At 48.9% G+C, this 21,687-nt stretch carries 22 protein-coding genes, 2 tRNA genes and 1 pseudogene; 16 read left to right on the forward strand and 9 right to left on the reverse strand.

Annotation, left to right across the window (positions count from 1 at the left end; translation table 11 throughout):
• The first annotated feature begins 1 nt into the window (after position 1).
• Entirely contained in the window at positions 2-754 is a 753-nt protein-coding gene (gene moeB / locus CLR69_RS08120) for a molybdopterin-synthase adenylyltransferase MoeB (protein ID WP_129713221.1), read from the forward strand.
• Positions 755-860: 106 nt separating this feature from the next.
• Positions 861-1,460 (forward strand): nitroreductase family protein, encoded by a 600-nt coding sequence (locus CLR69_RS08125; protein WP_129713222.1) that lies wholly within the window; start codon positions 861-863, stop codon positions 1,458-1,460.
• 62 nt (positions 1,461-1,522) lie between these two features.
• On the opposite strand, the gene CLR69_RS08130 is transcribed toward CLR69_RS08125, so the two are convergent.
• A complete protein-coding gene (locus CLR69_RS08130) occupies positions 1,523-2,446 on the reverse strand; it encodes a lipid kinase (protein WP_129713223.1) in 924 nt (307 codons plus the stop codon).
• A gap of 275 nt (positions 2,447-2,721) precedes the next feature.
• Between CLR69_RS08130 and CLR69_RS08135 the strand changes: the two genes are divergently transcribed.
• Complete coding sequence (locus CLR69_RS08135) at positions 2,722-4,194, forward strand: sensor domain-containing diguanylate cyclase (RefSeq protein WP_129713224.1); 1,473 nt, start codon at positions 2,722-2,724, stop codon at positions 4,192-4,194.
• An 80-nt stretch (positions 4,195-4,274) separates the two neighbouring features.
• Here CLR69_RS08135 and CLR69_RS08140 read toward each other — a convergent pair whose 3' ends face one another.
• Complete coding sequence (locus tag CLR69_RS08140; RefSeq protein WP_129713225.1) at positions 4,275-5,015, reverse strand: GntR family transcriptional regulator; 741 nt, start codon at positions 5,013-5,015, stop codon at positions 4,275-4,277.
• A 227-nt stretch (positions 5,016-5,242) separates the two neighbouring features.
• On the opposite strand from CLR69_RS08140, the gene CLR69_RS08145 reads away from it, so the two are divergent.
• Together CLR69_RS08145 and CLR69_RS08150 are read left to right on the forward strand one after the other, a co-directional pair.
• Positions 5,243-6,592 (forward strand): class-II fumarase/aspartase family protein, encoded by a 1,350-nt coding sequence (locus CLR69_RS08145; RefSeq protein WP_129713226.1) that lies wholly within the window; start codon positions 5,243-5,245, stop codon positions 6,590-6,592.
• A gap of 146 nt (positions 6,593-6,738) precedes the next feature.
• Entirely contained in the window at positions 6,739-8,160 is a 1,422-nt protein-coding gene (locus CLR69_RS08150) for a DASS family sodium-coupled anion symporter (RefSeq protein ID WP_129713227.1), read from the forward strand.
• A gap of 88 nt (positions 8,161-8,248) precedes the next feature.
• On the opposite strand, the gene CLR69_RS08155 is transcribed toward CLR69_RS08150, so the two are convergent.
• Both CLR69_RS08155 and CLR69_RS08160 read right to left on the reverse strand, forming a co-directional pair.
• Complete coding sequence (locus tag CLR69_RS08155; RefSeq protein ID WP_010280855.1) at positions 8,249-8,416, reverse strand: YqaE/Pmp3 family membrane protein; 168 nt, start codon at positions 8,414-8,416, stop codon at positions 8,249-8,251.
• Positions 8,417-8,656: 240 nt separating this feature from the next.
• Positions 8,657-8,746, reverse strand: a tRNA-Ser gene (locus CLR69_RS08160).
• A 93-nt stretch (positions 8,747-8,839) separates the two neighbouring features.
• Here CLR69_RS08160 and mtfA point away from each other — a divergent pair.
• From mtfA to CLR69_RS08200, 7 genes and pseudogenes are all read left to right on the forward strand, one after another.
• The gene (gene mtfA, locus CLR69_RS08165) at positions 8,840-9,637 is read left to right on the forward strand and encodes a DgsA anti-repressor MtfA (RefSeq protein WP_129713228.1); all 798 of its coding nucleotides are present in this window, start codon (positions 8,840-8,842) and stop codon (positions 9,635-9,637) included.
• 110 nt (positions 9,638-9,747) lie between these two features.
• Positions 9,748-9,823: transfer RNA gene (locus tag CLR69_RS08170), tRNA-Asn, on the forward strand.
• 174 nt (positions 9,824-9,997) lie between these two features.
• Positions 9,998-10,448 (forward strand): annotated as a pseudogene (locus tag CLR69_RS23155) (integrase arm-type DNA-binding domain-containing protein); the annotation flags it as partial.
• Positions 10,449-10,620: 172 nt separating this feature from the next.
• Positions 10,621-11,613: a helix-turn-helix domain-containing protein gene (locus CLR69_RS08185; protein WP_129713229.1), complete on the forward strand. Its 993-nt coding sequence runs from the start codon at positions 10,621-10,623 to the stop codon at positions 11,611-11,613.
• A gap of 57 nt (positions 11,614-11,670) precedes the next feature.
• On the forward strand, positions 11,671-12,606 hold the full coding sequence (locus tag CLR69_RS08190) for a SphA family protein (protein WP_129713230.1): 936 nt from the start codon (positions 11,671-11,673) through the stop codon (positions 12,604-12,606).
• Positions 12,607-12,616: 10 nt separating this feature from the next.
• Positions 12,617-13,828 (forward strand): MFS transporter, encoded by a 1,212-nt coding sequence (locus CLR69_RS08195; RefSeq protein WP_129713231.1) that lies wholly within the window; start codon positions 12,617-12,619, stop codon positions 13,826-13,828.
• Positions 13,829-13,862: 34 nt separating this feature from the next.
• Positions 13,863-15,311, forward strand: a complete 1,449-nt coding sequence (locus tag CLR69_RS08200) for an amidase (protein ID WP_129713232.1) — start codon at positions 13,863-13,865, stop codon at positions 15,309-15,311.
• A 209-nt stretch (positions 15,312-15,520) separates the two neighbouring features.
• On the opposite strand, the gene CLR69_RS08205 is transcribed toward CLR69_RS08200, so the two are convergent.
• The 4 genes from CLR69_RS08205 to CLR69_RS08220 are packed head-to-tail and all read right to left on the reverse strand — an operon-like array spanning position 15,521 to position 18,430.
• A complete protein-coding gene (locus CLR69_RS08205; protein ID WP_129713233.1) occupies positions 15,521-15,892 on the reverse strand; it encodes a cupin domain-containing protein in 372 nt (123 codons plus the stop codon).
• A 54-nt stretch (positions 15,893-15,946) separates the two neighbouring features.
• Positions 15,947-17,248: an NAD(P)/FAD-dependent oxidoreductase gene (locus CLR69_RS08210; protein WP_129713234.1), complete on the reverse strand. Its 1,302-nt coding sequence runs from the start codon at positions 17,246-17,248 to the stop codon at positions 15,947-15,949.
• Positions 17,241-17,585: a hypothetical protein gene (locus CLR69_RS08215; RefSeq protein ID WP_129713235.1), complete on the reverse strand. Its 345-nt coding sequence runs from the start codon at positions 17,583-17,585 to the stop codon at positions 17,241-17,243. Before CLR69_RS08215 ends, CLR69_RS08210 begins: the two co-directional genes overlap by 8 nt.
• An 11-nt stretch (positions 17,586-17,596) precedes the next feature.
• A complete protein-coding gene (locus CLR69_RS08220; RefSeq protein WP_129713236.1) occupies positions 17,597-18,430 on the reverse strand; it encodes a helix-turn-helix domain-containing protein in 834 nt (277 codons plus the stop codon).
• 191 nt (positions 18,431-18,621) lie between these two features.
• Between CLR69_RS08220 and CLR69_RS08225 the strand changes: the two genes are divergently transcribed.
• Both CLR69_RS08225 and CLR69_RS08230 read left to right on the forward strand, forming a co-directional pair.
• A complete protein-coding gene (locus CLR69_RS08225; protein WP_129713237.1) occupies positions 18,622-18,957 on the forward strand; it encodes a gamma-glutamylcyclotransferase family protein in 336 nt (111 codons plus the stop codon).
• Between the two features lie 189 nt (positions 18,958-19,146).
• A complete protein-coding gene (locus CLR69_RS08230) occupies positions 19,147-20,097 on the forward strand; it encodes a bifunctional helix-turn-helix transcriptional regulator/GNAT family N-acetyltransferase (protein WP_129713238.1) in 951 nt (316 codons plus the stop codon).
• 43 nt (positions 20,098-20,140) lie between these two features.
• On the opposite strand, the gene CLR69_RS08235 is transcribed toward CLR69_RS08230, so the two are convergent.
• Positions 20,141-20,485 carry a DUF1294 domain-containing protein gene (locus CLR69_RS08235; protein WP_129713239.1) on the reverse strand — a complete coding sequence of 115 codons (345 nt, stop codon included), beginning with the start codon at positions 20,483-20,485 and terminating at the stop codon, positions 20,141-20,143.
• Between the two features lie 216 nt (positions 20,486-20,701).
• On the opposite strand from CLR69_RS08235, the gene CLR69_RS08240 reads away from it, so the two are divergent.
• Both CLR69_RS08240 and CLR69_RS08245 read left to right on the forward strand, forming a co-directional pair.
• Positions 20,702-21,157 (forward strand): GNAT family N-acetyltransferase, encoded by a 456-nt coding sequence (locus CLR69_RS08240; protein ID WP_129713378.1) that lies wholly within the window; start codon positions 20,702-20,704, stop codon positions 21,155-21,157.
• Between the two features lie 104 nt (positions 21,158-21,261).
• On the forward strand, positions 21,262-21,657 hold the full coding sequence (locus CLR69_RS08245; RefSeq protein WP_129713240.1) for an Imm63 family immunity protein: 396 nt from the start codon (positions 21,262-21,264) through the stop codon (positions 21,655-21,657).
• Positions 21,658-21,687 lie beyond the last annotated feature (30 nt).

Raw genomic sequence — 21,687 nt, forward strand, 5'->3', positions numbered from 1 at the left:
GATGTTGCCGGAACTGAGCGATGAAGAAATGCTGCGCTACAATCGACAAATTGTACTGCGCGGCTTTGATTTTGACGGACAGGAAAAACTCAAGGCATCACGCCTGTTGGTTGTCGGTCTGGGCGGTCTTGGCTGTGCCGCCGCGCAGTATCTCGCTGCGGCGGGCATCGGTCACTTGACGCTGCTGGATTTTGATACTGTCTCTCTGTCCAACCTGCAACGTCAGGTTCTGCACCGCGATGACCGCATCGGGATGGCAAAAGTCGAATCGGCGCGTCTGACGCTGGTCGACATGAACCCGCATCTTTCTCTCGATACCATTGATGGCGATCTCGATGACGACATATTGAGCGAGTTGGTCAGCAAGCACGATGCCGTGTTGGACTGTACCGACAATGTCACCATTCGTAACCGCCTGAACCGGATTGGCTTTCGGCTTAAAAAACCGCTGATCTCCGGTGCAGCGATTCGGATGGAAGGCCAAATCAGCGTCTTTACCTATCAGCCCGATGAGCCTTGCTACCATTGCCTCAGCCGCCTGTTCGGAGCCAATGCGCTGACCTGCGTAGAGGCAGGCGTGATGTCGCCGCTGGTGGGCACAATCGGGAGCTTACAGGCAATGGAAGCCATTAAGCTGCTAACGGGCTATGGCAAGCTGGCTACGGGTCGGTTGCTGATGTTCGATGCAATGACGCTGCAATTCCGCGAAATCACGCTGCCGAAAAATCCCCGCTGCGACGTCTGCGGCGAGTAAAGTAGAAAGTGGGAAGATAGGTATCCGACACGATAAGTCATTGAATATGGCAAAAATCAGTGACACAGTATTAAGGTAAGTCATCACGTAAACTGAGGAACACACCATGAGTAATGCTTTTTTGCAGTCAATCAAGGCCCGTCGTTCAATCTATGCCATCGGCAATAAACTACCGATATCAGAAGATCAGGTTACCGCGCTCATTACCGAAGCCGTTAATGAAAGCCCCTCCTCTTTTAATTCGCAAAGCTCTCGCGTTGTCATTCTGTTCGGCGAACAGCATCACAAGCTGTGGGATATCGTTAAACAGCAACTGAAGAAAATTGTACCTGCGGACGCCTTTGCCCCGACAGAAGACAAACTGGCCTCCTTTGCCGCCGGTGCGGGAACTGTCCTGTTTTTTGAAGACACTAGCGTAATTGAAGCGCTACAGGAAAAGTTCGCGCTTTATGCCGATAACTTCCCGGTGTGGTCAGAACACTCAACCGGTATCGCGCAATTCGCCGTGTGGTCGACGCTGGCGCAGGAAAAAATCGGTGCCTCACTCCAGCACTACAATCCGCTGATCGACAATGATGTCAAAGCAGAGTGGAATCTGCCTGCCAGTTGGAAACTGCGTGCTCAAATGCCATTCGGTTCCGTTGAGCAACCCGCTGGTGAGAAAACCTATATTGCCTTTGAAGAACGTTTCCGCGTATTTAAATAATCCGCAGAATCATCCTTTATCAACAAGCAGGACGCCGCATGGTGTCCCTGTTTGTTGGTAGTCTATCCATTACCACCGGACACCGGGGGGGCAAAAACCTGAATCGCTTTTTCCCTGATCCCGAATACCGCAGGCGTTTTGCCAATCAGCTCGCCATCCGCATTAATATCGTGCGGCCTAGAGGTACTCAACGTCAGCTGTTGGGCGGAAAAAGCGCGAACGTTGCGCCAGCGGCCATGTGTTCCTCGTCGGATAAAAGGGATGAGCGCCACCATTTCCCACCAGTGGGAAACCTCCAGACTATACACATCCAGCCGACCATCATCAGGCGCAGCACTATGTGCTACTGCCATGCCACCGCCGTAGAAACGCCCGTTTCCCACCGACACTTGCACGGTTCTAACCCGCTCGTTGATGCCATCATGCTCGATCTCAACGCGGAAAGGACGACTTTGTTTCAGCAGCTTAAAGGCCGCCAGTGCATAACCCAGCGTGCCCCAGCGCTTTTTGGACTTGGCCGACAGTCCGCGCGCCAGTGCCGCAGAAAAACCAATGCTGGAGACATTAAAGAAGAGATGACCGTTAACGTCCCCCAAATCAACTGCACGCCGCTGACCGTTGGCAATAATCTGAATGGCCTGCTGAATCTCCCGCGGAATGCCCACCGTACGCGCAAAGTCATTTGCCGTTCCTAATGGCAGCACGCCCAACGGTAGTCCGGTATCGACCAGGCCGGGGGCCGCAGAATTTAAGGTACCATCGCCACCGCCGACAATAACGAAATCAACCCGCCCCGCATAAGCACGTATAATATCGCTGTATGAGCCCGCCTCTTTTTCATCTGGTTCAATGAAGGTAATCTGGCTTTGCTGTAATAACTGTTTCACATCGCGAGCAGAGGAATCACCATTCCGCGCATGCTTATTAATCAATAAAAGCGCTGTTGGGCCTGATTCCTTCGCTGCTGAATAATGGCTCATGGTCATCCACCCAACATTATTGTCTGAACGAATCTAACCATAGGGATAATCAACCCGACAAGAGCGCTTTAACAAGCCCACAATACAATACAAAACATTACGTTCCGGCAATCTGCTCTAATACTTCCACAATGTAACCACTATACTGAATCCTACGAGTCAGCGATTCATTTACCCAATGATGCTTCACCGTCAGTCTAGTAAAATGTTGCACCACAATTTTTAGGTGAAAACAGAGGCTTATTCACCTATCTCATCAATGATTCTCTGGAGAGATTATTTTGCAGACTGGATTCATCAGTAACTCACGCTGGCTGGACAAAACACGCGCAATCATCATACTCGGCGCTATGTTACTCGCCGCATTCCTTGTGATTAGCTGGACCAGTTATGAAGTAGCTAAAGAGTCGCTGGAGGAAGAAATCGAAGAAAATACGCTGCCTCTGACCAGTGATAATGTCTATTCTGAAATCCAGCAAGACCTGCTAAAACCTATCTTTATTTCGTCGCTGATGGCACACGATACCTTTTTACGCGACTGGGTGTTGAAGGACGAAAACGATCCGCAAGCCATGTTTCGCTATCTGCGAGAAATCGATCGTCGCTTCGATACCGTATTTTCTTTCTTCATTTCGGATAAAACCAAGCGCTACTACGATCCACAGCGCATCTTAAAAACCGTCTCAGAAGATTCGCCAGACGATCGGTGGTATTTCCAACACCGAACGCTATCAGACGAGATGCCTTATGCCATCGACATCTCGTTCGATCCAGAGAATCACACTCGCCTTGATATTTTTATCAATCACAAAGTTGTGGACTATGAAGGCAACTTCATCGGCATCACTGGCGTAGGTATTCCAGTTGAACGAGTTAAACACCTTATTGAGAAATATGAGCAGCGCTATAATAGAACGATCTACTTCATTGATAAGGAAGGTAATATCACTTTACATGGAGAAACATATAACCGCCCTCTCAAGATTCAGCAACAGCAGGGATTGGGCAATATTGCCACTACGATCCTGACCGTTCCCGGCGGCGCTTATGAATACCAATCAAACGGGGAGCATGTTTTCCTTAATACTCGGCTCATTCCTGAATTCGGTTGGTATTTGATGATAGAACAAAACAGCCACCCTAGTGAAAAGCGGTTATTCGCCACACTGCTAAAAAACCTTGGTATCAGCACGTTCGTCAGTATTCTCTTCTTATTTCTGCTGTGGTTGACCATTGGCGGGTATCAACGCCGTCTGGAACAAATGGCCACAACCGATAAATTAACAGGCCTCATGAACCGACAGGCATTTGATTACTTATTTCGCCGTCTCGGTACGAAGAATGCCTTACAACATAAGTCGCTCTCCATTCTTCTCATTGATATTGACCATTTCAAGAAAATCAATGACAAGTATGGTCACAACGTTGGGGATCTGGTTTTACAAGAAGTCTCTGCCATCCTGTCGACCAACACTCGCTCCAGCGATCAATCCTGTCGTTGGGGAGGTGAAGAGTTCGTCATTCTACTCGACGATTGCGATATCAACGCCGCACAACAGCGCGCCGAAGCGCTACGCCAGAGCGTTGAAATAGCACACCTTCCCTACCGTGAAGGGATCATTCAGGTGACGGTCAGCTGCGGTGTCGCTGAATATCGGGCAGGAGAAACACTCAGTATGCTGATTAACCGCGCCGATATCGCGCTTTATCAGGCCAAGCAGCAAGGACGTAATCAGGTAGTCCGCGCGCAATAGCAACAAGCGTTGTGCCTGCATTACGCATGCAGGCACATGTAGACAGGAAGCGAGCAGGCTTCAATGAGGTATTATGTGGATTACGTTCGGTTTCCCGTTTGACGTTTCAGCGTAATGGAGCAGGTATATCGGTCTGCCGGATGGATCGATACCGTGGTTTCAAAGACATTTCCCGAGCGGTCAAGATAATGCCGTACGATTTTCAATGCCGGGTAACCTACGTCAACGCCCAGCGTTTTCGCTATTTTGGCCGGAACGCCAACGGCAGAAATCGTCTGGCGCACTTCTTCCCCCTGCACACCGTAATGCTTTTCAATCAAATCGCTAATCAAAGCGAACGGATCGCTGCGCACCAGACTTTTGACCTTGGCATAATCCGGGCTCACGTAGCTATCCGTCCAGCATATCGGGGAGTCCTTTTTCTGGCTGTCTTCACGAATACTGGAAATATGCAGCCAGCGATCGCCCGGCTTGCCGCCGATAATCTGTGCCAGCTCAACATCCGCTACGACTTCATCAATCTTCTTCACTACGCGCAGGTTGGTTTTAGCGAGTACGAACAGATCCTCAAGACTGGCCAGAGGATGATTGCGCTCCCGCTTTTCATCATTATCGACAACAACGGAACCTACCCCCTTGCGACGGGATAGCAAACCCGCTTCTGTTAGATCGCGCAGCGCCTCCCTGACAGTGTGGCGGCTAACCTGATACTGCTCGCAAAGTTCCAACTCGGAGGGGATCAACGAGCCAGCCGGGTACTTGCCTAGCGTTATATTCTGGCTGAGTTCACGGGCAATGCGCTTATACAAAGGTTCTTTCATCGGCTCACGCTCTTAATCAATATTGATGCCCTGCATCACAAAATAACATTTCACTGCTTCCCTAACTTGTCCGTACATGTTGTTATAACCACAACATGTACGGACATTTAATCATGTCCGTATATTTAACTTTTCCTGACCATGCCGTTCATCAAGGTAAGCTCGCTTCATCTTATCGCGGATATGGTCTGCATCTTATCATCAATATATCCGCTTCAGGAGGCGTTATGGCTTCGAATGTGCTTGATTCAGTTCTATTCCGTGATTCATTTGGTACCCCAGAAATGCGGGCGATCTTCGATGACCGGGAACTCATCCGTAAATATGTGGAAGTAGAGATCGCACTGGCCAATGCGCAAGCGCGTTGTGGCGTGATTCCAGAAGAGGCTGCTGCAGAAATCACTGCCAGCTGTAACGCCGACACGCTCGATTTTGAGCTACTGCGCCACGAAACAGAAATTGTGGGCTACCCTATTCTGCCGCTGGTGCACCAGATTTCCAAACAGGCTGGTCAATCTGGCGGTTATGTCCACTGGGGCGCAACGACACAGGACATTATGGATACCGCCGTGGTGTTGCAAATCCGTGATGCATTCGCGTTAATTGAAGCCGATATCGACGCACTACGCTCTATTTTGGCCGGACTGGCCGTGCGTTACCGTAATACCCCAATGGCTGGGCGTACTCATTTACAACAAGCACTACCAATTACGTTTGGCTACAAAGCGGCTATCTGGCTGGATATGTTCGATCGCCATGCCGAGCGTCTGGCACAGCTACGCCCTCGCGTGCTGGTGGGCGAGTTCGCCGGTGCGGCAGGGACATTGGCTTCATTGGGTGACAAGGGGCTCGCGGTACAAAAAGCGCTGATGGCAGAGCTTGGTCTGGGCGTACCTACCTCAACGTGGCATGTGGCTCGTGATGGATTTGCCGAAGCCGTCAACCTGCTGGCAGTAATCACCGGTTCGTTAGGGAAAATTGGCTATGACGTCATGCTAATGGCCTCCAACGAGTTCGGCGAACTGTATGAACCGTTTGTCAAAGGCCGCGGAGCCAGCAGCACCATGCCGCAAAAGCGTAACCCAATTTCTAGCGAGCTGATGCTGGCTTGTTCCAAAGGTGTTCGCCAACAGGCCGGGTTAATGCTGGATGCGATGGTGCAAGATCTGGAACGCGCCACTGGCCCCTGGCATGCAGAGTGGATCGCCATCCCGGAAAGTTTCATTCTCTCCGCAGGCGCACTTCATCAGGCCAAGTTTATGCTAAACGGCCTCATTGTTGATGAGAAGATGATGCTGAAAAACCTCAATATGACCAACGGCCTGATTGTGGCCGAATCCGTTATGATGGGGCTGGCACCGTACATTGGCCGTCAGGAAGCGCATGACATCGTCTACGATGCGTGCCGTATCGTGAATGAGAAAGGCGGCACGCTGGCCGATGCTCTCAATGCTATGCCTGGCGTATCAAGCCGACTCGATCCCAAATTAATCGAAAGCCTGACCAACCCCGTCAATTATTTGGGGAGCGCCCCTGAAATGGTTGACCAGGTATTAAATAAAACGGAAAGAAAATAGTTATCACCGGTAATTATCCGGTATCACTCTAATTCACAGACTGAGATCGATATTTCCCAGACGCAAGATAATAACGCGTCTGGGCAGGCTCTCTGTTGCCGGGAATGATGCCGGATAACCATTGCTTGCACGATTAAGGAGACGCTATGTCATCCGAATCCTCCACCAAGAAAAAAATAGTCGCGGTTATTATTCCTCTCCTGCTGGGCCTGATTATCTGGTTTTCTCCGGTTCCCGATGGCCTTACGCCACAGGCATGGCATATGTTCGCTATTTTTTCCGCCACTATCGCAGCAATATTGACGCAGCCTCTACCATCGGGCGCAATTATGCTGCTTGTCCTTTGCATCACTATTTTCACAGGAACATTAACAGAAGCGAAAGCGCTAGCCGGTTTTTCCAGCGGCACCGTCTGGCTCATCTTTTGCGCCTATATCCTCTCTCTGGGCTTTGTAACATCCGGGCTGGGGAAACGTATCGCCTACAAAATGCTGTCGCTATTCGGCGGAAGTAGCCTGGGGATCGCTTATTCACTGGGCGTTTCCGACCTGATCATGGCACCCGCTATGCCATCCGTCACCGCGCGTTCAGGGGGAATTATCTTTCCCATCGCGCGTTCGATTAATGAAGTCTTAGGATCAACACCCGGCGTTAGCGGTAAAAAGATCGGGGACTTTCTGATCATGGTCTGCTTTCAGTTTACTCCGATCACCGGCGCGATTTTCCTCACTGGCATGGCCGCCAACCCGCTCGTTGGCAGTCTGGCAAAAACCTCATTAGGTGTGGATATTACCTGGGGCGGCTGGTTCATTGCCGCTGTCGTGCCTGCAATGTGCTGCTTCTGCCTAATGCCGTTGCTGGTTTACAAAATTCTGAACCCTGAATTGAAAAAAACGCCAGAAGCCAAGGAGATGGGACGCCGCTCGCTGGCTGAATTGGGGAACATGAAGCCGGCAGAGAAAAAAGTGGCGTTTGGCTTTGTGCTCGCGCTGCTCGGATGGGGGACTAGCCTGATCACCGGTTTCTCCGCCACATCCGTCGGGCTGGCATTAGTTGCCTATCTGTTCGTTACTCAGGCCGTCCAGTGGAAAGAGGTACTCAGCGATCGCGCAGCTTGGGATACGGTCATCTGGTTTAGCGTAATTATCAGCCTCGCCGCTGGGTTGTCTGATCTTGGTTTCATTAAGTGGATGACCGTTAAGCTAGGTAATTCCATCCAGGGTTTCGGCGCGATGGAAACCTTCGTTATTCTCGGCATTCTCTATATCTATGTGCATTATCTGTTTGCCACCGCCTCTGGTCACGTTGCTGCGCTCTATGCCCCCTTCGCCGCCACCGCCATAGCCGCAGGCGCGCCGCCCATGATGGTCGCCATCTGTTTTGGGATTTTTAGCAACCTGATGTGGGGAAATACCGAGTACGGCGGAGGCCCCGGCCCTATCTACTTTGCTCAAGGATATTTTGAACGGCACCGCTTCTATAAAATCAATTTCTGCATCGTCACATTTAACGTCGCCCTGATCTTTATCGTCGGCTTAGTGTGGTGGAAACTGATTGGTTATTATTAATTGCGTCCTGCGCCCTCGCAAAAAATAACGGGGAGGCAACATACCTCCCCGTTATTTCGTCATACTCGCCATTCAGCTTTTCCAGCTATTAAATTCCGTCGTCTTTTGTCTGCACCCAAAACGCATGCACCAAACCAGGAAAATAGCCTAACAGCGTCAGAATGATATTCAGAATAAATGCCCCACCAATCCCTTTCCCCAATAACACGCCCAACGGTGGCAGAAGAATAGTCAGTACAATGCGCCAAAATCCCATATCAACCTCCGTAACGTGATAATTACTTATGAAAATAGTTCAGCACTCGCGATTTGTCAGCATTCATTGAAATAATTGAGATTAATCTTCGCAGAGAAAATGAAAGTACGTGTTTCACGCGGCACAAGTGCCATTGGGTACATGCTACGTTGTGAAGAAGGGGATTTACGCTGTCCACGTTAAGCCAATGCCAAGTGTGGAAAGCGTCACAGACTAAGTGAGTGGCAAGTGTTTGAATAGTGGCGGAGAGAGGGGGATTTGCCCCCCCGGTAGAGTTGCCCCTACTCCAGTTTTCGAGACTGGTCCGTTCAGCCGCTCCGGCATCTCTCCGTTTAGCAGTTGCCATGATGCCCACTTTTACGGCATTTTAACAGCACCCGCCCTCGCCTTTAAATTCAAGTGACGACTTAACGAGCAACAACAATGATTAAATGGCCGTGGAAAAACACTCAACCTCAGGTGCAGACGCTTGAACATTGGCAAGCTGCAATTTCGATCCCGCTTCTCGCCCCCTTAAGCGATGAAGAGCATCAGCGGTTGGTCGCCCTTGCCGATCAGTTTCTGAAGCAAAAGCGCCTGATTCCGTTGCAGGGGCTGTTGTTAACAGACATCATGCAGCAGCGTATCGCACTGCTATTTTCCTTACCGGTACTCTCGTTGGGTGTGGATGCATTGGATGGCTTTCACGAAGTTCTGGTTTATCCCGGCCCGTTTATTATTGAAGATGAGTGGCAGGACGACATCGGACTCGTTCACACGGGCAAAATAGTGCAATCAGGGCAAAGCTGGGATCAAGGGCCGATTGTCCTCAACTGGCAGGAAGTGCAGGATTCCTTCGATCTCTCCGGTTTCAACCTCATCATTCATGAAGTCGCCCACAAGCTGGATATTCGCAGTAGCGGTGAAGCTACGGGTGTCCCCTTGATTCCACTGCGCGATATTGCGGTCTGGGAACAACACCTACACGGTGCAATGGATGCCTTACAAGAAGAGATCGATCTGGTGGGAGAAGATGCCGCCAGCATGGATCCCTATGCCGTTCAGGATCCGGCTGAGTGCTTTGCAGTACTGTCGGAGTATTTCTTTAGTGCTCCTGAACTTCTAGAAGAGCGTTTCCCCGACCTGTATCGCTGCTTCCAAAAATTCTATCGACAAGATCCACTCACCCGACTAAAAAATTGGCAAAGCAGCATCGACTACCGCGCTCCATCCATTTATTAATTCATAAAAAAACAGCAAATTGTACATAGCCTAAACAGTCAGACAAGAAAGCTGATTTTGCCGTTGACAGCACTGCGGGTGCCGGATATCATGCGCCCCGTTCACACGATTCCTCTGTAGTTCAGTCGGTAGAACGGCGGACTGTTAATCCGTATGTCACTGGTTCGAGTCCAGTCAGAGGAGCCAAATTAGAAAATCCCGCTTAAGGAAACTTAAGCGGGATTTTTGCTTTTATCTCATATATTCAATACGTTCTACCTTAACATCGTTCCTAATACATGTTCGATTTCTCCCTCGCATCGGGAGAATTTGGTGGTCAGATTTGGGGTCAAGCCGGTTCGATGACGGAGTGACCCCCAAATGTCTCTTCACGATTCAAAAATCCGCAACGTAAAACCATCCGCAAACCCCTTCAAGGTTTCCGATTCTTACGGTCTGTACCTTTTAGTTAATCCAGGCGGTTCACGTCTCTGGTATCTCAAATATCGCATCAATAAAAAAGAATCCCGCCTCGGCTTAGGTGCCTATCCTGTGTGTCTCTGGCTGATGCTCGTCAACAGAGAGCGGCTGAACGAACCACTTCCTCACGAGCAGAATAACCATAATCCCCGATAATTGAACACTTGCAGATAACCGAGCTGAAACCCCGTAATTTCACCTACCGGCTGAAAAAGGTCTGATGGAAGTGGCGGCATGCTCCCGGCAGCATATGCGCAACATCATGCGTCATGCCGTACATCAGGAGTTGATAGCGCACAATCCGGCGGCAAATCTGGATGGCATTATCGCTTCTCCCGTTAAACACCACTACCTGCCCTTCCGCTGGAGTACTAATGAACGCCAGATATCACTCTGGCACTATCCGTTTTTAGCAAAAAGATTTGTTGAATATCGACATGCTCGCAAATGGCACACTCCTTGCTCATCAGTAAGGTGATGAACACCACGCCGTATCACCGCGAATTAATGAGAAGGCAATAAATATGGCTGAAAATATGACTGACATTGCTAATACGGACTTGTTCTCATTTTCCCTATCGCATAGCCGATCCCGAAATATTGCTGAACATGTTGTCAATATTCCTGGTTGGTCAGTGCACTATAACCAGTTTACTCAGGGAAAATTCGATGGTCGGTTGACCGTTCTGGAGTTAGATGGCATCCAGTTGATTCGAGAACGCACGACTCAGGCACTCCTAAAAGAAGGCCAGGCTGTTAAGAATCAGCTATTTACCTTTCCATTATATACGCCGTCAGACGCTTTTTATTGCGCAGGTCATCATATTAATCGCGAAAGTCTACTTGTTGCGCCCTCGAATGCTCTGCCAGAACTACGAGCGCCAGAAGCTATCGATCTACTCCTGATCAGCGTGGATGGTGACTATTTCCCTACTATTTTTGACGAAATTGATGAACGAACTCTACGCACACCTCGCCTATTTCCGCTTGTTAATCACGATAACCTCGTGCGCTGGCGTATGCTCAGCGACAGTCTTGAAGTTAGTGAAGGCAATAACAGCAGTCCTACATTACTGACATTCACGGCGGTTCGTCAGGCTATTAAAGATACCATTCTTATTTATCTATCTGAAATGATTGAGCCTGAATGTGCAATGACCCTAACAGATAGCGCCAAAAAACGCATTGTGGATCGTGCTCGTGAATACATGATGGCGCATTGCGATAGCCCCCCTTCTATTCTGGATGTCTGCAAATATGCGGGGGCGAGTCGACGTAAACTTCAGTACTGCTTTCAGGAAACCCTAGGTATTAATCCCATCAGCTATTTACGCGTATTACGTCTCAATGGTGTGCACCATGACCTATTAGAGGGCGCTACAACCGTGCAAGACACCGCTTGTCACTGGGGGTTCTGGCATCTCAGCCGCTTCGCGAATGATTATCGTCAGCTTTTTGGAGAATATCCATCAGCAACATTAAATAGATCCGGCAATAATTTTGCTAATTTCGGATAACAGCAAGCCATTTCTATTGCCTACTCTGGATTTACAATAAAATCAGGAGATGGCAGCATGAAACCGAATTATCGCAGAAGTATCGCAGCAATTACCCTCTATTTTCCGATTATTTTTGGAATAACCGGAACCCCAGCGATGGCAACAGAAAATGGAACGCCCTCTACTGCCGCGGGAACCTATGATTTTGGTGCAGGATTTTTACCGCCCACAACCGACTGGGGAACGTTTGGCTCTCGCGTGGCGTATTACACCGCACATGCCAATCTCGATAACACTGGCAACAAAAAAAATACCCCATTCTCCCTACAAGTCCTGTCTATGAGCCTGGTCTGGATCAAGATGACGGATCAAACGCTATTGGGAGGGCGTTACGGTTTTGGTGCTATTCAACCATTTTTCAAAATGAACATGGACATGGTCGCACCAACGCCGGTTGGTCCATTACCACTCAGCGGTGATGTCTTTCGTCAGGCAGACCTTCAGGTCATACCGCTTATCCTTGGCTGGATGCCTTCTCAAAATTTTGCTATCAACACTCAATTTCAAATTCAGGCACCAACTGGCGATTACGATAAAAACCGGTTAGTAAGCCCTGGCCTTAATCATTGGGTTTTTTCCCCAATGCTCAATGCCACCTATATCACAAACGGCGGTTTTGAGATCTCATCGAGTTTTCAAGTTGATTTCAATACAGAAAACCACGAAACAAATTATCGCAACGGCACTGAATATCGTTACGAATATGCCGCCGGTCAGCACATTGGGAACTGGACAGTCGGTATTGGCGGCTACTACTACAACCAATTCAGCGATGACAAGAGCAACTCGCTGACAGTGGGCAACCGGTCTCGAACATTTGCCTACGGCCCTGCGGTGAATTACTTCTCCCCAACCAGCCCTTCTTTCTGGATCCACGCCTATAAAGAAGATGACAGTCGTAACCGTAGTCAGGGTTACACCATCGCTTTACGTGTTGCACAAAGTTTCTGAGGAATGAGCCATGTCGATAACCACATCGTTACATCGCCCTAGTGCTAGCAAAGAAGGGTTGGTTCTTATTCTTGGTAGCAGTCTAACCATTATGGGATCGGTCATGATTGCCGCGGTGATGCCGAAAATAGCCACTGAGTTTGGCACCACGACACCTGGCGCGGATATTTTGATCCCACTGACCATCACGGGGCCCGCTCTAGCCATGGCAGTTTGTTCTCCAATGGTTGGCTGGTTGGCCGATCGATTTGGTCGCAAAAATCTGCTTATTCTTGCAACTCTACTGTATGCGGTGACTGGCATGCTGCCTGCGTTGCTTAATAGCCTAAGCAGCATTGTGTTCAGCCGGCTGGTATTTGGTGTCTGCGAAGCCGCTATCATGACCTGCTGCTCTACCCTGATTGCCGATTATTGGCATGGCCAGGAGCGAAGCCGTTTCGTTAATTTACAAGTTGTCTCGATTGGTGTTGTCGGCGCGATCTTTTTCATCGTCGGCGGTGTTCTGGGTGAACATTCCTGGAGAATGCCCTTCTACCTTTATCTGCTACCACTGCTGTTAGTCCCGTTTATGATGAAGATACTTTGGGAACCGGCATCTCAACATCATCCTCAACATCCTTCGCAATCAGACTCCCAACCGATAAATGTGGCGACGCTTCTGACTAATTACTTACTGGTCTTTGGTGGCATGGTGCTGGCATTCATTGTTCCTGTACAGACCCCTACACTATTGGTGCAGTCGGGTGTGACATCCAGCACCCTTATTGGCCTCTCTGCGGGATTAGGATTACTGGCTTCACTGGTGGGATCGTTGCTGTGGCCACCATTGCGTCGGCAATTTGGCATTATGGGAATTAATGTATTACTACTGACGCTAACAGGAATTGGGCTGTGGTTGTTAGTCCGCGCAACGGGTTATCAACAGATTCTGGTTGCTGTGTTTATTCATGGTGTAGGTATCGGAATGCTGGTTCCTAACACAATGCTTCCCGTTATGAACGCGTTGTCTGAAAAACACAGAGGGAAAGGCGTGGGTATGTTTACAGGCTGTTTGTATATCGGCCAGTTTGTTAGCCCATTGATTGTGGCGGTATTGGCAGGATTGACACAAGGACTCATGGGGGCAATTCATATTTTATCTATTGCGAGTTTTGGTGGTGCGGTGCTGTGGCTGGTAAGTGCCCTAAAAACACGCGTCCCTCGCGTGATGATCAACCGATAACAATAAAAATCATAATCGATTAAGGAGTGTTACCGTGAAACCAATCCAACAAATTCTGGATACTGAAGACGGTTTAGGGCTTGCCCAGTATGTCAGATGTGGAGATGTGACGCCAAGTGAACTACTTGAAGGCGTTATTAAGCGTTTGGAAAAAGTGAACCCACAAATTAATGCCGTAGCTGAAACGCTGTTCGAAAGCGCACGAGACGTCGCCAGACAACCCCAGTTAATGACGGGTACATTTGCAGGGGTTCCAACGCTAGTTAAAGATTTGTTTACCGCAGTGAAAGAGGCTCGAATGGCTAACGGATCGCTAGCCTTGGGCGATGCACATCCAGGGTTAGATGATGAGTTGGTATCACGTTACCGTAACGCAGGCATTGTCATTGCCGGGACCTCAACATCACCTGAATTTGGTTCGTCCTATACGACGGAATCAACACGCTTCGGTGCAACACGCAACCCATGGAATCTGGAGCATAGCGCCGGAGGCTCCAGTGGTGGAGCTGCTGCACTCGTTGCGGCCAGAGTCGTTCCTTTCGCACATGGAAATGATGGCGGTGGCTCAATTCGTGTCCCCTCTTCCTGCTGTGGAGTGTTTGGTTTGAAACCAACACGTGGACGTATGCCTAGCGGGCCATTAGTCGGTGAAGGCTGGGCAGGCATGGGCGTATCGCACGCCATTACACTATCGGTACGCGACAGCGCGGCGTTACTAGATATTTCGGCAGGCTCTGATTTAGGTGCTCCCTATGCTGCGCCATATCAGAAATCCCCCTTCCTTGATTGCCTGTCGCAACCGACCGGAACATTGCGCATCGCGATGATCGAACATTTATCACCCTGGACCACCAGTAAAGAGGCACTGAAGAGCGTTCGCGCTACCGCAGCCTTGTGTGAACAATTGGGACACCATGTGGAGGTTGTCTCGCTGCCCGTTGATGCAGAGCAGTTCTACAGTGACGCGTTTACCATTATCGGCGTGAATACACAGGCTTATGTTGACATGCTGGGCCATATACGTGGCCAGCCAGTGTCACTTGAAGACGTGGAACCGAGAACTCGTGTGATGCTGCGGGAACGCGGCCGGATACCCGGAACTGACTATGTTATGGCCGTGAATGCCATACACGCGCTGGGACGTCGCTTCGCCCATTTCATGACGGAATACGATCTGATTCTAACGCCAACGCTGACACAGGCCCCTCCGCTTATCGGCCAACTGGATGCCTTTGATGATACTCTGAACCTACGCGATATTATTGAAGGGTTTCATCGTTATTGTCCTTTTACCGCATTATTTAACGCCACAGGCCAGCCCGCCATGTCGGTCCCGCTTTACTGGACGCCGGAAGGATTACCTCTTGGTTCACACTTTGCAGCCCGTTTTGGTGATGAGCAAACGCTGCTGTCACTCGCGGCTGAGCTAGAGCGAGTGAAGCCGTGGGCGAAACGGATACCCTCTATTAATGCTCTGAGTTAATGCACCAGCTTTAGGTCTAAACAAGGCAGGCAAGGCGCTCCCACACACTGTGAGGGAGCGTCTTTTTCGTTGCATAGGATGATGGCGTTCTTGGTTCATCAGACAAGTCAGAGATGAATCCCCACATTGACTTGAGATTCACCTCTGTTGAGGCAGTGACAACCTATTATGCGATGAAAAGCTGCTCTACGACTGATCTAGCGGTACAATTACGCGCTTGCGATGGCGAAATAATGTTTAACAAAACTGGCGCTGGTGACGGTCCATGTCGTTGTTGTTCCCTGTGTAATTAACCAGGTGTCGCCCGCATGAAAGTGGAACGATTCCCCCGTGTCATCATTGACCATGATGACCTCACCGGTTAACAACGTAGCCTGCTCAGTGAACGGATAGACCAACCGAAATGCCCCTTGCGTTGTGCCAAAATACCCAGCACTGATCGGATCGATGGGTGTGCCGAGCGTCATTTGACCAAAAGCTTCAACATCGCCCCCTAAATCTTCAGCGCCTATCGCCGTAAATTTTCCCCATGATTCTAATTGTTGCAGGGTTACTCCGTTGTTAATTTTTGTCAGACTCATCTTTCTACCTTTTTTGTTGGGTTAAATAAAACAGTTAATTATCGGCCTATACCCCTAGCGGCGGCCTTGCCAATAACCTGCTGTTTGATGGGCCACCTTACCTAAGGTACAAAGCAAGGTGCGGAAATGATCCTTACCAGGAATTGTCCGACGTGGAATGCGACTCAACAACGTGTAGCGTTCACTTCCGCCCAGAATACCCTCGGCAAGTATCTTACAAATAATCTGACTGGGGGTTACGCCAAAACCACAATAGCCCTGAACAAAGAACGCATTCGGTTTATCTGTCAGCGTGCCAATCTGCGGAAACAGATTGGTAGTACTGGCCATTGGCCCACCCCAGGCCAGATCGATTTTTACGTCTTCCAGATAAGGGAAAATATTGAGCATGAGCTTGCGGTTCCATGCTTTCATGTCTTTAGGGATATATTCCAGAAGTGGTGTAGCTGAACCAAATAGCAGACGGTTTTCCTTGGTGACACGGTAGTAATCAATAATCGGACGAATATCGCTATAGGCCCCACGAATCGGGCTGATCCGATGAATCAGCTCGTCAGAAAGTGGCTCTGTCATTAACTGAAAAGCATAGGTATTAATCACCGAATTGTTGAGTTCTGGCTCCAGCTTATTCATAAAGCTGTCGCAGGCCCACACCAGTTTATTCGCCGTTATGGTTCCCTTGGCGGTGCGCACATGAATTTTCTTGCCGTAAACGACCTCCAGCGCCGGGCTGTGCTCAAAGATTTTGACCCCATAGATTTCACTGATCGCTTTTGCTTCTCCTAACAGGAGGTTAAGAGAGTGAACATGCCCACCCCCCATGTGCAATAGGCCTGAATGATAGGCATCCGAACCAATCAGTTTTTTTAAATCGTCACCCTCAACATAGCGAATTTCATCTTGCCCCCCCAGAGAGTTAAACAGTTTTTCCCACTCACGTAAGGTTGCCGATTGACGACGGTTAAAACCAAGGTAGGTATAACCACTGTGAAAATCTGCATCAATTTGATAGCGCTGGATTCGTTCGCGCATAATTTGCGGACCCAGTTCACTGAGTGCGAGAACAGCCTTAATACCCTCTTCTCCGACGTCCTTCTTAATCGCATCAAGATCGTGGCCAATACCTGCCATAACCTGTCCGCCATTGCGCCCACTGCCGCCAAACCCCAGATATCGCGCTTCCAGTACAGCGACACTGGTTACGCCCTGCTCAGCCAGTTCCATAGCGGTGTGGATACCCGAAAAGCCACCGCCAATGATCACAACATCAACATCAATATCGTTTTCAAGCTGCGGGAAATTGAGATGGTACTTTTTTGTCACGGTGTAGTACGTGGCAGTTTCATCATTATGCATAGCGGCTTCCACTGGTGGATGACAGGTTGATATCATTAGTAATCCATTGCCAGTCAGCGTGTATTGAATATTTACGACATGCAGATCGAAAGATGAATTGAGAAATGTTGGCAGCAGAAGCGTGTAGAACATAGAGATGAAGCGGGATGCCGCAATCGTTGCCGGAAATCATCGCTATCAGCAGGCCCCCCACCGCGCGGGTCAAAGGTGATGCCGCTGCGACCACAAAAAAGACGAGGAAAAATAAACCCAACGTATTTTTGCGTTGGGCGATTATCGTCAGCGCCTCCGTGTACGGATAGACAAAATCGGATAGAGCAACGGTGCAGGGTTGCACCGTTGCGGTGCTTAGTGGTAACGCAGGCGATGGAGTAACGCATCATCGGCAATGTGCCGTTGATAATCGCACGGTGTGGTACTGACGAATTTCTTAAATTCGCGCAGAAAGTGCGACTGGTCGCTAAAACCGAGGTCAACTGCCAGGTTGCTAAAGGAAATATCTTCTTGTGAGTGAATGCTATTCAGTGCGGACTGGCAGCGTAGAATACGGCTAAATGCTTTCGGTGATAACCCTGTGTCCTGGCGGAACTGTCGCTGAATAGTACGGCACGTATAGCCGGTCAATGTTTCCAGTTGATCGATACGGATATTCCCCTTTTGCTGCACCATTGCACGAACAATTGAAGTGGTTATGGATGAGGACTTACGTACCAGTTTTGGTGTAAAACAGGCATTAAATAATGAAATTTGCTGCGAAAAATCACGTTCTTGCACAATTTTCTCAAACGCCAATCGCGCATCTGGCACCACCTCAAGAAAGCTGAATTCATGGTTGGCGACCTCTTCGGCCATCACATCAAGAAAATCAGGAATCACTCCCGGCGCGAAACGCACGCCGAAATAATGATGATTGTGCAACATGTCGGCAACACGTGCTTCTAGCGTAGTACCACACACAAGGCCTTTGGGATTCAGTGGATCGCAATCAAAAAGGATATCGACACAGCCGTCAGGCACCGCCAGCGTCATCCCTGCCGTTCGCGCCACATCGAAGCTGTAAAAATGTGAAATTGCTGGGTTTTCTGAGGCGATCACCGAGTAATGTTGTGCTGCATTCAGCACAAACCACGGCTGTTCTGGGAGAAAGATTCCAGCAGGACGGCAAAGGGAATTTTCAGACATGACACACTCCAATATGGACTAAGCCTATAGCTGAATAAAGCAAACCCTGTGCCACACCTGTGTTACAAATATTCAATACAGGTTGCTCGCGTCACGTATTTCTTATTGTCATAGACCCGCACACCAGTCGCATTGGTGTCGACGTGAATACTCACTAAAATTGAAAATAAAACCGGAGAAACTACAGAAAAATGGAACGCTTATTTGTCTACGGCACACTGCGTCCGGGCCACACTAATGCACATATTCTGGAAAACATCGGTGGAGAGTGGTTACCGGGTTACGTGACAGGCACATTCTATGAGAGCGGCTGGGGTGCTGCCGCGGGTTTTCCTGGGATCGAACTGGATGATAATGGGCCTCGCGTCAGCGGTTATTTGTTTTTGTCCGATAACCTTGAAGCACACTGGGCAATGCTGGATGAATTTGAGGAGGGCTACGATCGCGTTGAGGCTGCCGTTACTACAGCGGAAGGCCAGCAGATTACGGCATGGGTTTACCAGTTACAGCCACAAACAGGCCAATAGGCGATGATATAGATAAATACATTCTCTGCTCTAACCTGCCCCAGCAAGGGAACTACATTTAGAAATCCTGCATAAGAAACTTAGGCGGGATTTTTTAGGCAGCTTCTGGATGTCGGCTTTGATGCTGAATTGACAGAGACGCTAAAAACATGGTTGTATAATACAACCATGTTTGAAGAGTTAATGTGAATGACGACTCAATCGTTACTTGTTGAAGAAATACGCCTAGCATCGCGGCGAATGGTGCGGGAGCTGGGTTTTATGAACCATACCCTCGCGGCAACTCAATATTCCCCTTCCGTAGTACACACGTTGCTTGAAGTGGAAGCACAAGGGTCGATGACTGCAGCTCAGTTAGTTCAGATCCTGGGACTTGAGAAATCCAGCGTTAGCCGAATGTTGGCAAAACTCGTTAATGTCGGTGAACTGGAAGAATCACCTTCTACTGAGGATGCCAGAACCAAGCAGTTGGGGCTGACGGCACAAGGCAGAGAAACCGTACGAAAAATTAATAATTACGCTAACGAACGCGTAATCGCCGCGCTCAGTAAAATGGATCCCCTCAGGCAACAAATCGTCTCGCAAGGTCTTACTTCCTATGCCAATGCTTTAAAAGCCTGTCGTGATAATACTGACATGAATTCATCGACCAGCTTCGAAATCGTCTCTGGCTATCGCACCGGAATGATTGGTCGCATTACTGAAATGCATAGCAGTTACTACGCAAGGGAGCATAGTTTCGGCAGTTTTTTTGAGAGTAAGGTTGCAGCGGGTCTGGCTGATTTTTCGGGGAGGCTGGATAAGCCATGTAATCAAATCTGGCTGGCCATGCAGAATGAACGTATTGTCGGCTCTGTCGCAATTGACGGTGAAGACCTTGGAAATGGCGAGGCGCACTTGCGCTGGTTTATCCTTGATGAAGGTTGTCGTGGCAGTGGATTAGGCAGAAAATTGATTGTCGAGGCGATGAAGTTTTGCGATGAAAGAGAGTTTTCTGCAGTTCAGCTCTGGACCTTCAATAAACTGATGGCGGCACGGCGTCTCTACGAGTCATTTGGTTTTACATTGTTTAAAGAATGGCAAGGCAACCAATGGGGCAGCAGCATGACTGAGCAGCAATTCACGCGTAGAGTACGATAATCAATCCTTAGCTGTATGCCCGTTTCTGGCACGAAGCAACACCTCAGGAAGGAAGAAATGGATAGAACAGATAAACCACCACCATAACTGAGATACTCACTATTATGCTGGCGATGAAGTATGTTTTAAATGGCTGCTTTTGTGTTTTATGGCGAAAGAGCTGTTGACCCGCCATCGCGCCAACCCACCCACCGACAACCCCAAACACCAGCAACGTGGATTCAGGCACTCTGCGCCAGGCCTTACGCGCCGCCATTTTATCCACGCCGTAAATCACCAGCGTCAATACATTGGCGAGCAGGAGCCACATAGCAAAGGGGTCAGACGTCGTCGTGCTACCGATAGCCGCAAAGACCAGTAGTAAATAACAAAAATAATTGAGACTCATACCATTAGCCACAGTCATTTTCAGAGTGTATCAAAGCTGCATTATACGCAGTACACACGGTGGGAAGAAACCGCTATCAGTATGGATTGGCGCGGAATAGGCCGTCGTGACACCTGGATAGGTGGCATTTAGCGATTTACTCTCACCTATCTCAGGATGATGCCTTTTCCATCAGGATATTCTATGCTGGCGATGACTTCGGCAAAAGGCATAACCATGATAACAGTAGAGAAATCAGATCCATCTGCTCCAGAATCTCGTTATTTAATCGAAACATTGTCATCAGAACTTGCCGCTATTACCGGTGATAGTGGCAAAAGCAATTTCACCGTTGATTCAATAGATAGGGACCGATCGCTGTGGGTATTAGCAAAAAACACTCATGGCGATGCGATAGGATGTGGCGCTATTCGCCCATTAACGCAAAATATCGCTGAGCTTAAAAGGATGTTTTCAGACCGAAGCGCGCCAGGTATTGGCAGAGCTTTACTCACTTTTCTAGAAGTATCGGCAAAGAATATGGGGTATACCGAGCTCTGGCTTGAAACCCGGCACGTTAACCACAGGGCTGTACATTTTTACGAAAAAAATGGGTACGTACGTATTGAGAATTACGGCCCTTATATAGGCCGGGAAGAGGCGGTCTGTTTTTCAAAGATATTGCAGGAGTGACATACGTTTCTTGCCAGAAATATGATGGAAAAACGTGGCTATCCGGGTATTGATACAGAAAATATATGGAATGGGTGGTTAGCATACAAGATGAATAGAATGTCATGAAAACTCTCGAAGAACTGAGGGCAGAGCTTCTTGGTATTGGCGTGCGACTTGGTTGTGGTGTCAGGCCTAATCATTACTTCATCATCCCCGACCAACCTGATGGCGTCGCGACTCCCTATCTGGAAATTTACAGGCAAGAATACCATTTCGTTGTGAGTGAACGAGGCATGGAAATCGAGCGTAAGGTTACCCTTAGCGACGACGAAATCCTTTATTGGTTCGCAGATTGCGGTGTTCGAGCTTTGGCTTCAGATTATGCTGCATCGAAGGTATCCCCTGACGAAAAATTCAGGGATAGATACTTCCGAAGACAATTTTACTTAATGCTCTCAATAAAGCCCGAATGGGCTACGAGAAAGAAAAAGGAATTCATGCCCTTTATTCAGTCATAACTATTTTTTCTGTATACATACACATTCTAC

This window comes from Pectobacterium zantedeschiae (genome assembly GCF_004137795.1).
Lineage (GTDB): Bacteria > Pseudomonadota > Gammaproteobacteria > Enterobacterales > Enterobacteriaceae > Pectobacterium > Pectobacterium zantedeschiae.

Excerpts from the sequence above, each read along its gene's own strand:
- CLR69_RS08245 (WP_129713240.1), top strand. The coding sequence starts at position 21,262 with ATGAAAACTCTCGAAGAACTGAGGGCAGAGCTTCTTGGTATTGGCGTG.
- CLR69_RS08220 (WP_129713236.1), bottom strand. The coding sequence starts at position 18,430 with ATGTCTGAAAATTCCCTTTGCCGTCCTGCTGGAATCTTTCTCCCAGAA.
- CLR69_RS08205 (WP_129713233.1), bottom strand. The coding sequence starts at position 15,892 with ATGAGTCTGACAAAAATTAACAACGGAGTAACCCTGCAACAATTAGAA.
- CLR69_RS08210 (WP_129713234.1), bottom strand. The coding sequence starts at position 17,248 with ATGCATAATGATGAAACTGCCACGTACTACACCGTGACAAAAAAGTAC.
- CLR69_RS08230 (WP_129713238.1), top strand. The coding sequence starts at position 19,147 with ATGACGACTCAATCGTTACTTGTTGAAGAAATACGCCTAGCATCGCGG.
- CLR69_RS08185 (WP_129713229.1), top strand. The coding sequence starts at position 10,621 with ATGGCTGAAAATATGACTGACATTGCTAATACGGACTTGTTCTCATTT.
- moeB (WP_129713221.1), top strand. The coding sequence starts at position 2 with ATGTTGCCGGAACTGAGCGATGAAGAAATGCTGCGCTACAATCGACAA.
- CLR69_RS08150 (WP_129713227.1), top strand. The coding sequence starts at position 6,739 with ATGTCATCCGAATCCTCCACCAAGAAAAAAATAGTCGCGGTTATTATT.
- CLR69_RS08225 (WP_129713237.1), top strand. The coding sequence starts at position 18,622 with ATGGAACGCTTATTTGTCTACGGCACACTGCGTCCGGGCCACACTAAT.
- CLR69_RS08190 (WP_129713230.1), top strand. The coding sequence starts at position 11,671 with ATGAAACCGAATTATCGCAGAAGTATCGCAGCAATTACCCTCTATTTT.
- CLR69_RS08240 (WP_129713378.1), top strand. The coding sequence starts at position 20,702 with ATGATAACAGTAGAGAAATCAGATCCATCTGCTCCAGAATCTCGTTAT.
- CLR69_RS08130 (WP_129713223.1), bottom strand. The coding sequence starts at position 2,446 with ATGACCATGAGCCATTATTCAGCAGCGAAGGAATCAGGCCCAACAGCG.
- CLR69_RS08125 (WP_129713222.1), top strand. The coding sequence starts at position 861 with ATGAGTAATGCTTTTTTGCAGTCAATCAAGGCCCGTCGTTCAATCTAT.
- CLR69_RS08145 (WP_129713226.1), top strand. The coding sequence starts at position 5,243 with ATGGCTTCGAATGTGCTTGATTCAGTTCTATTCCGTGATTCATTTGGT.
- CLR69_RS08235 (WP_129713239.1), bottom strand. The coding sequence starts at position 20,485 with ATGAGTCTCAATTATTTTTGTTATTTACTACTGGTCTTTGCGGCTATC.
- CLR69_RS08140 (WP_129713225.1), bottom strand. The coding sequence starts at position 5,015 with ATGAAAGAACCTTTGTATAAGCGCATTGCCCGTGAACTCAGCCAGAAT.
- mtfA (WP_129713228.1), top strand. The coding sequence starts at position 8,840 with ATGATTAAATGGCCGTGGAAAAACACTCAACCTCAGGTGCAGACGCTT.
- CLR69_RS08195 (WP_129713231.1), top strand. The coding sequence starts at position 12,617 with ATGTCGATAACCACATCGTTACATCGCCCTAGTGCTAGCAAAGAAGGG.
- CLR69_RS08155 (WP_010280855.1), bottom strand. The coding sequence starts at position 8,416 with ATGGGATTTTGGCGCATTGTACTGACTATTCTTCTGCCACCGTTGGGC.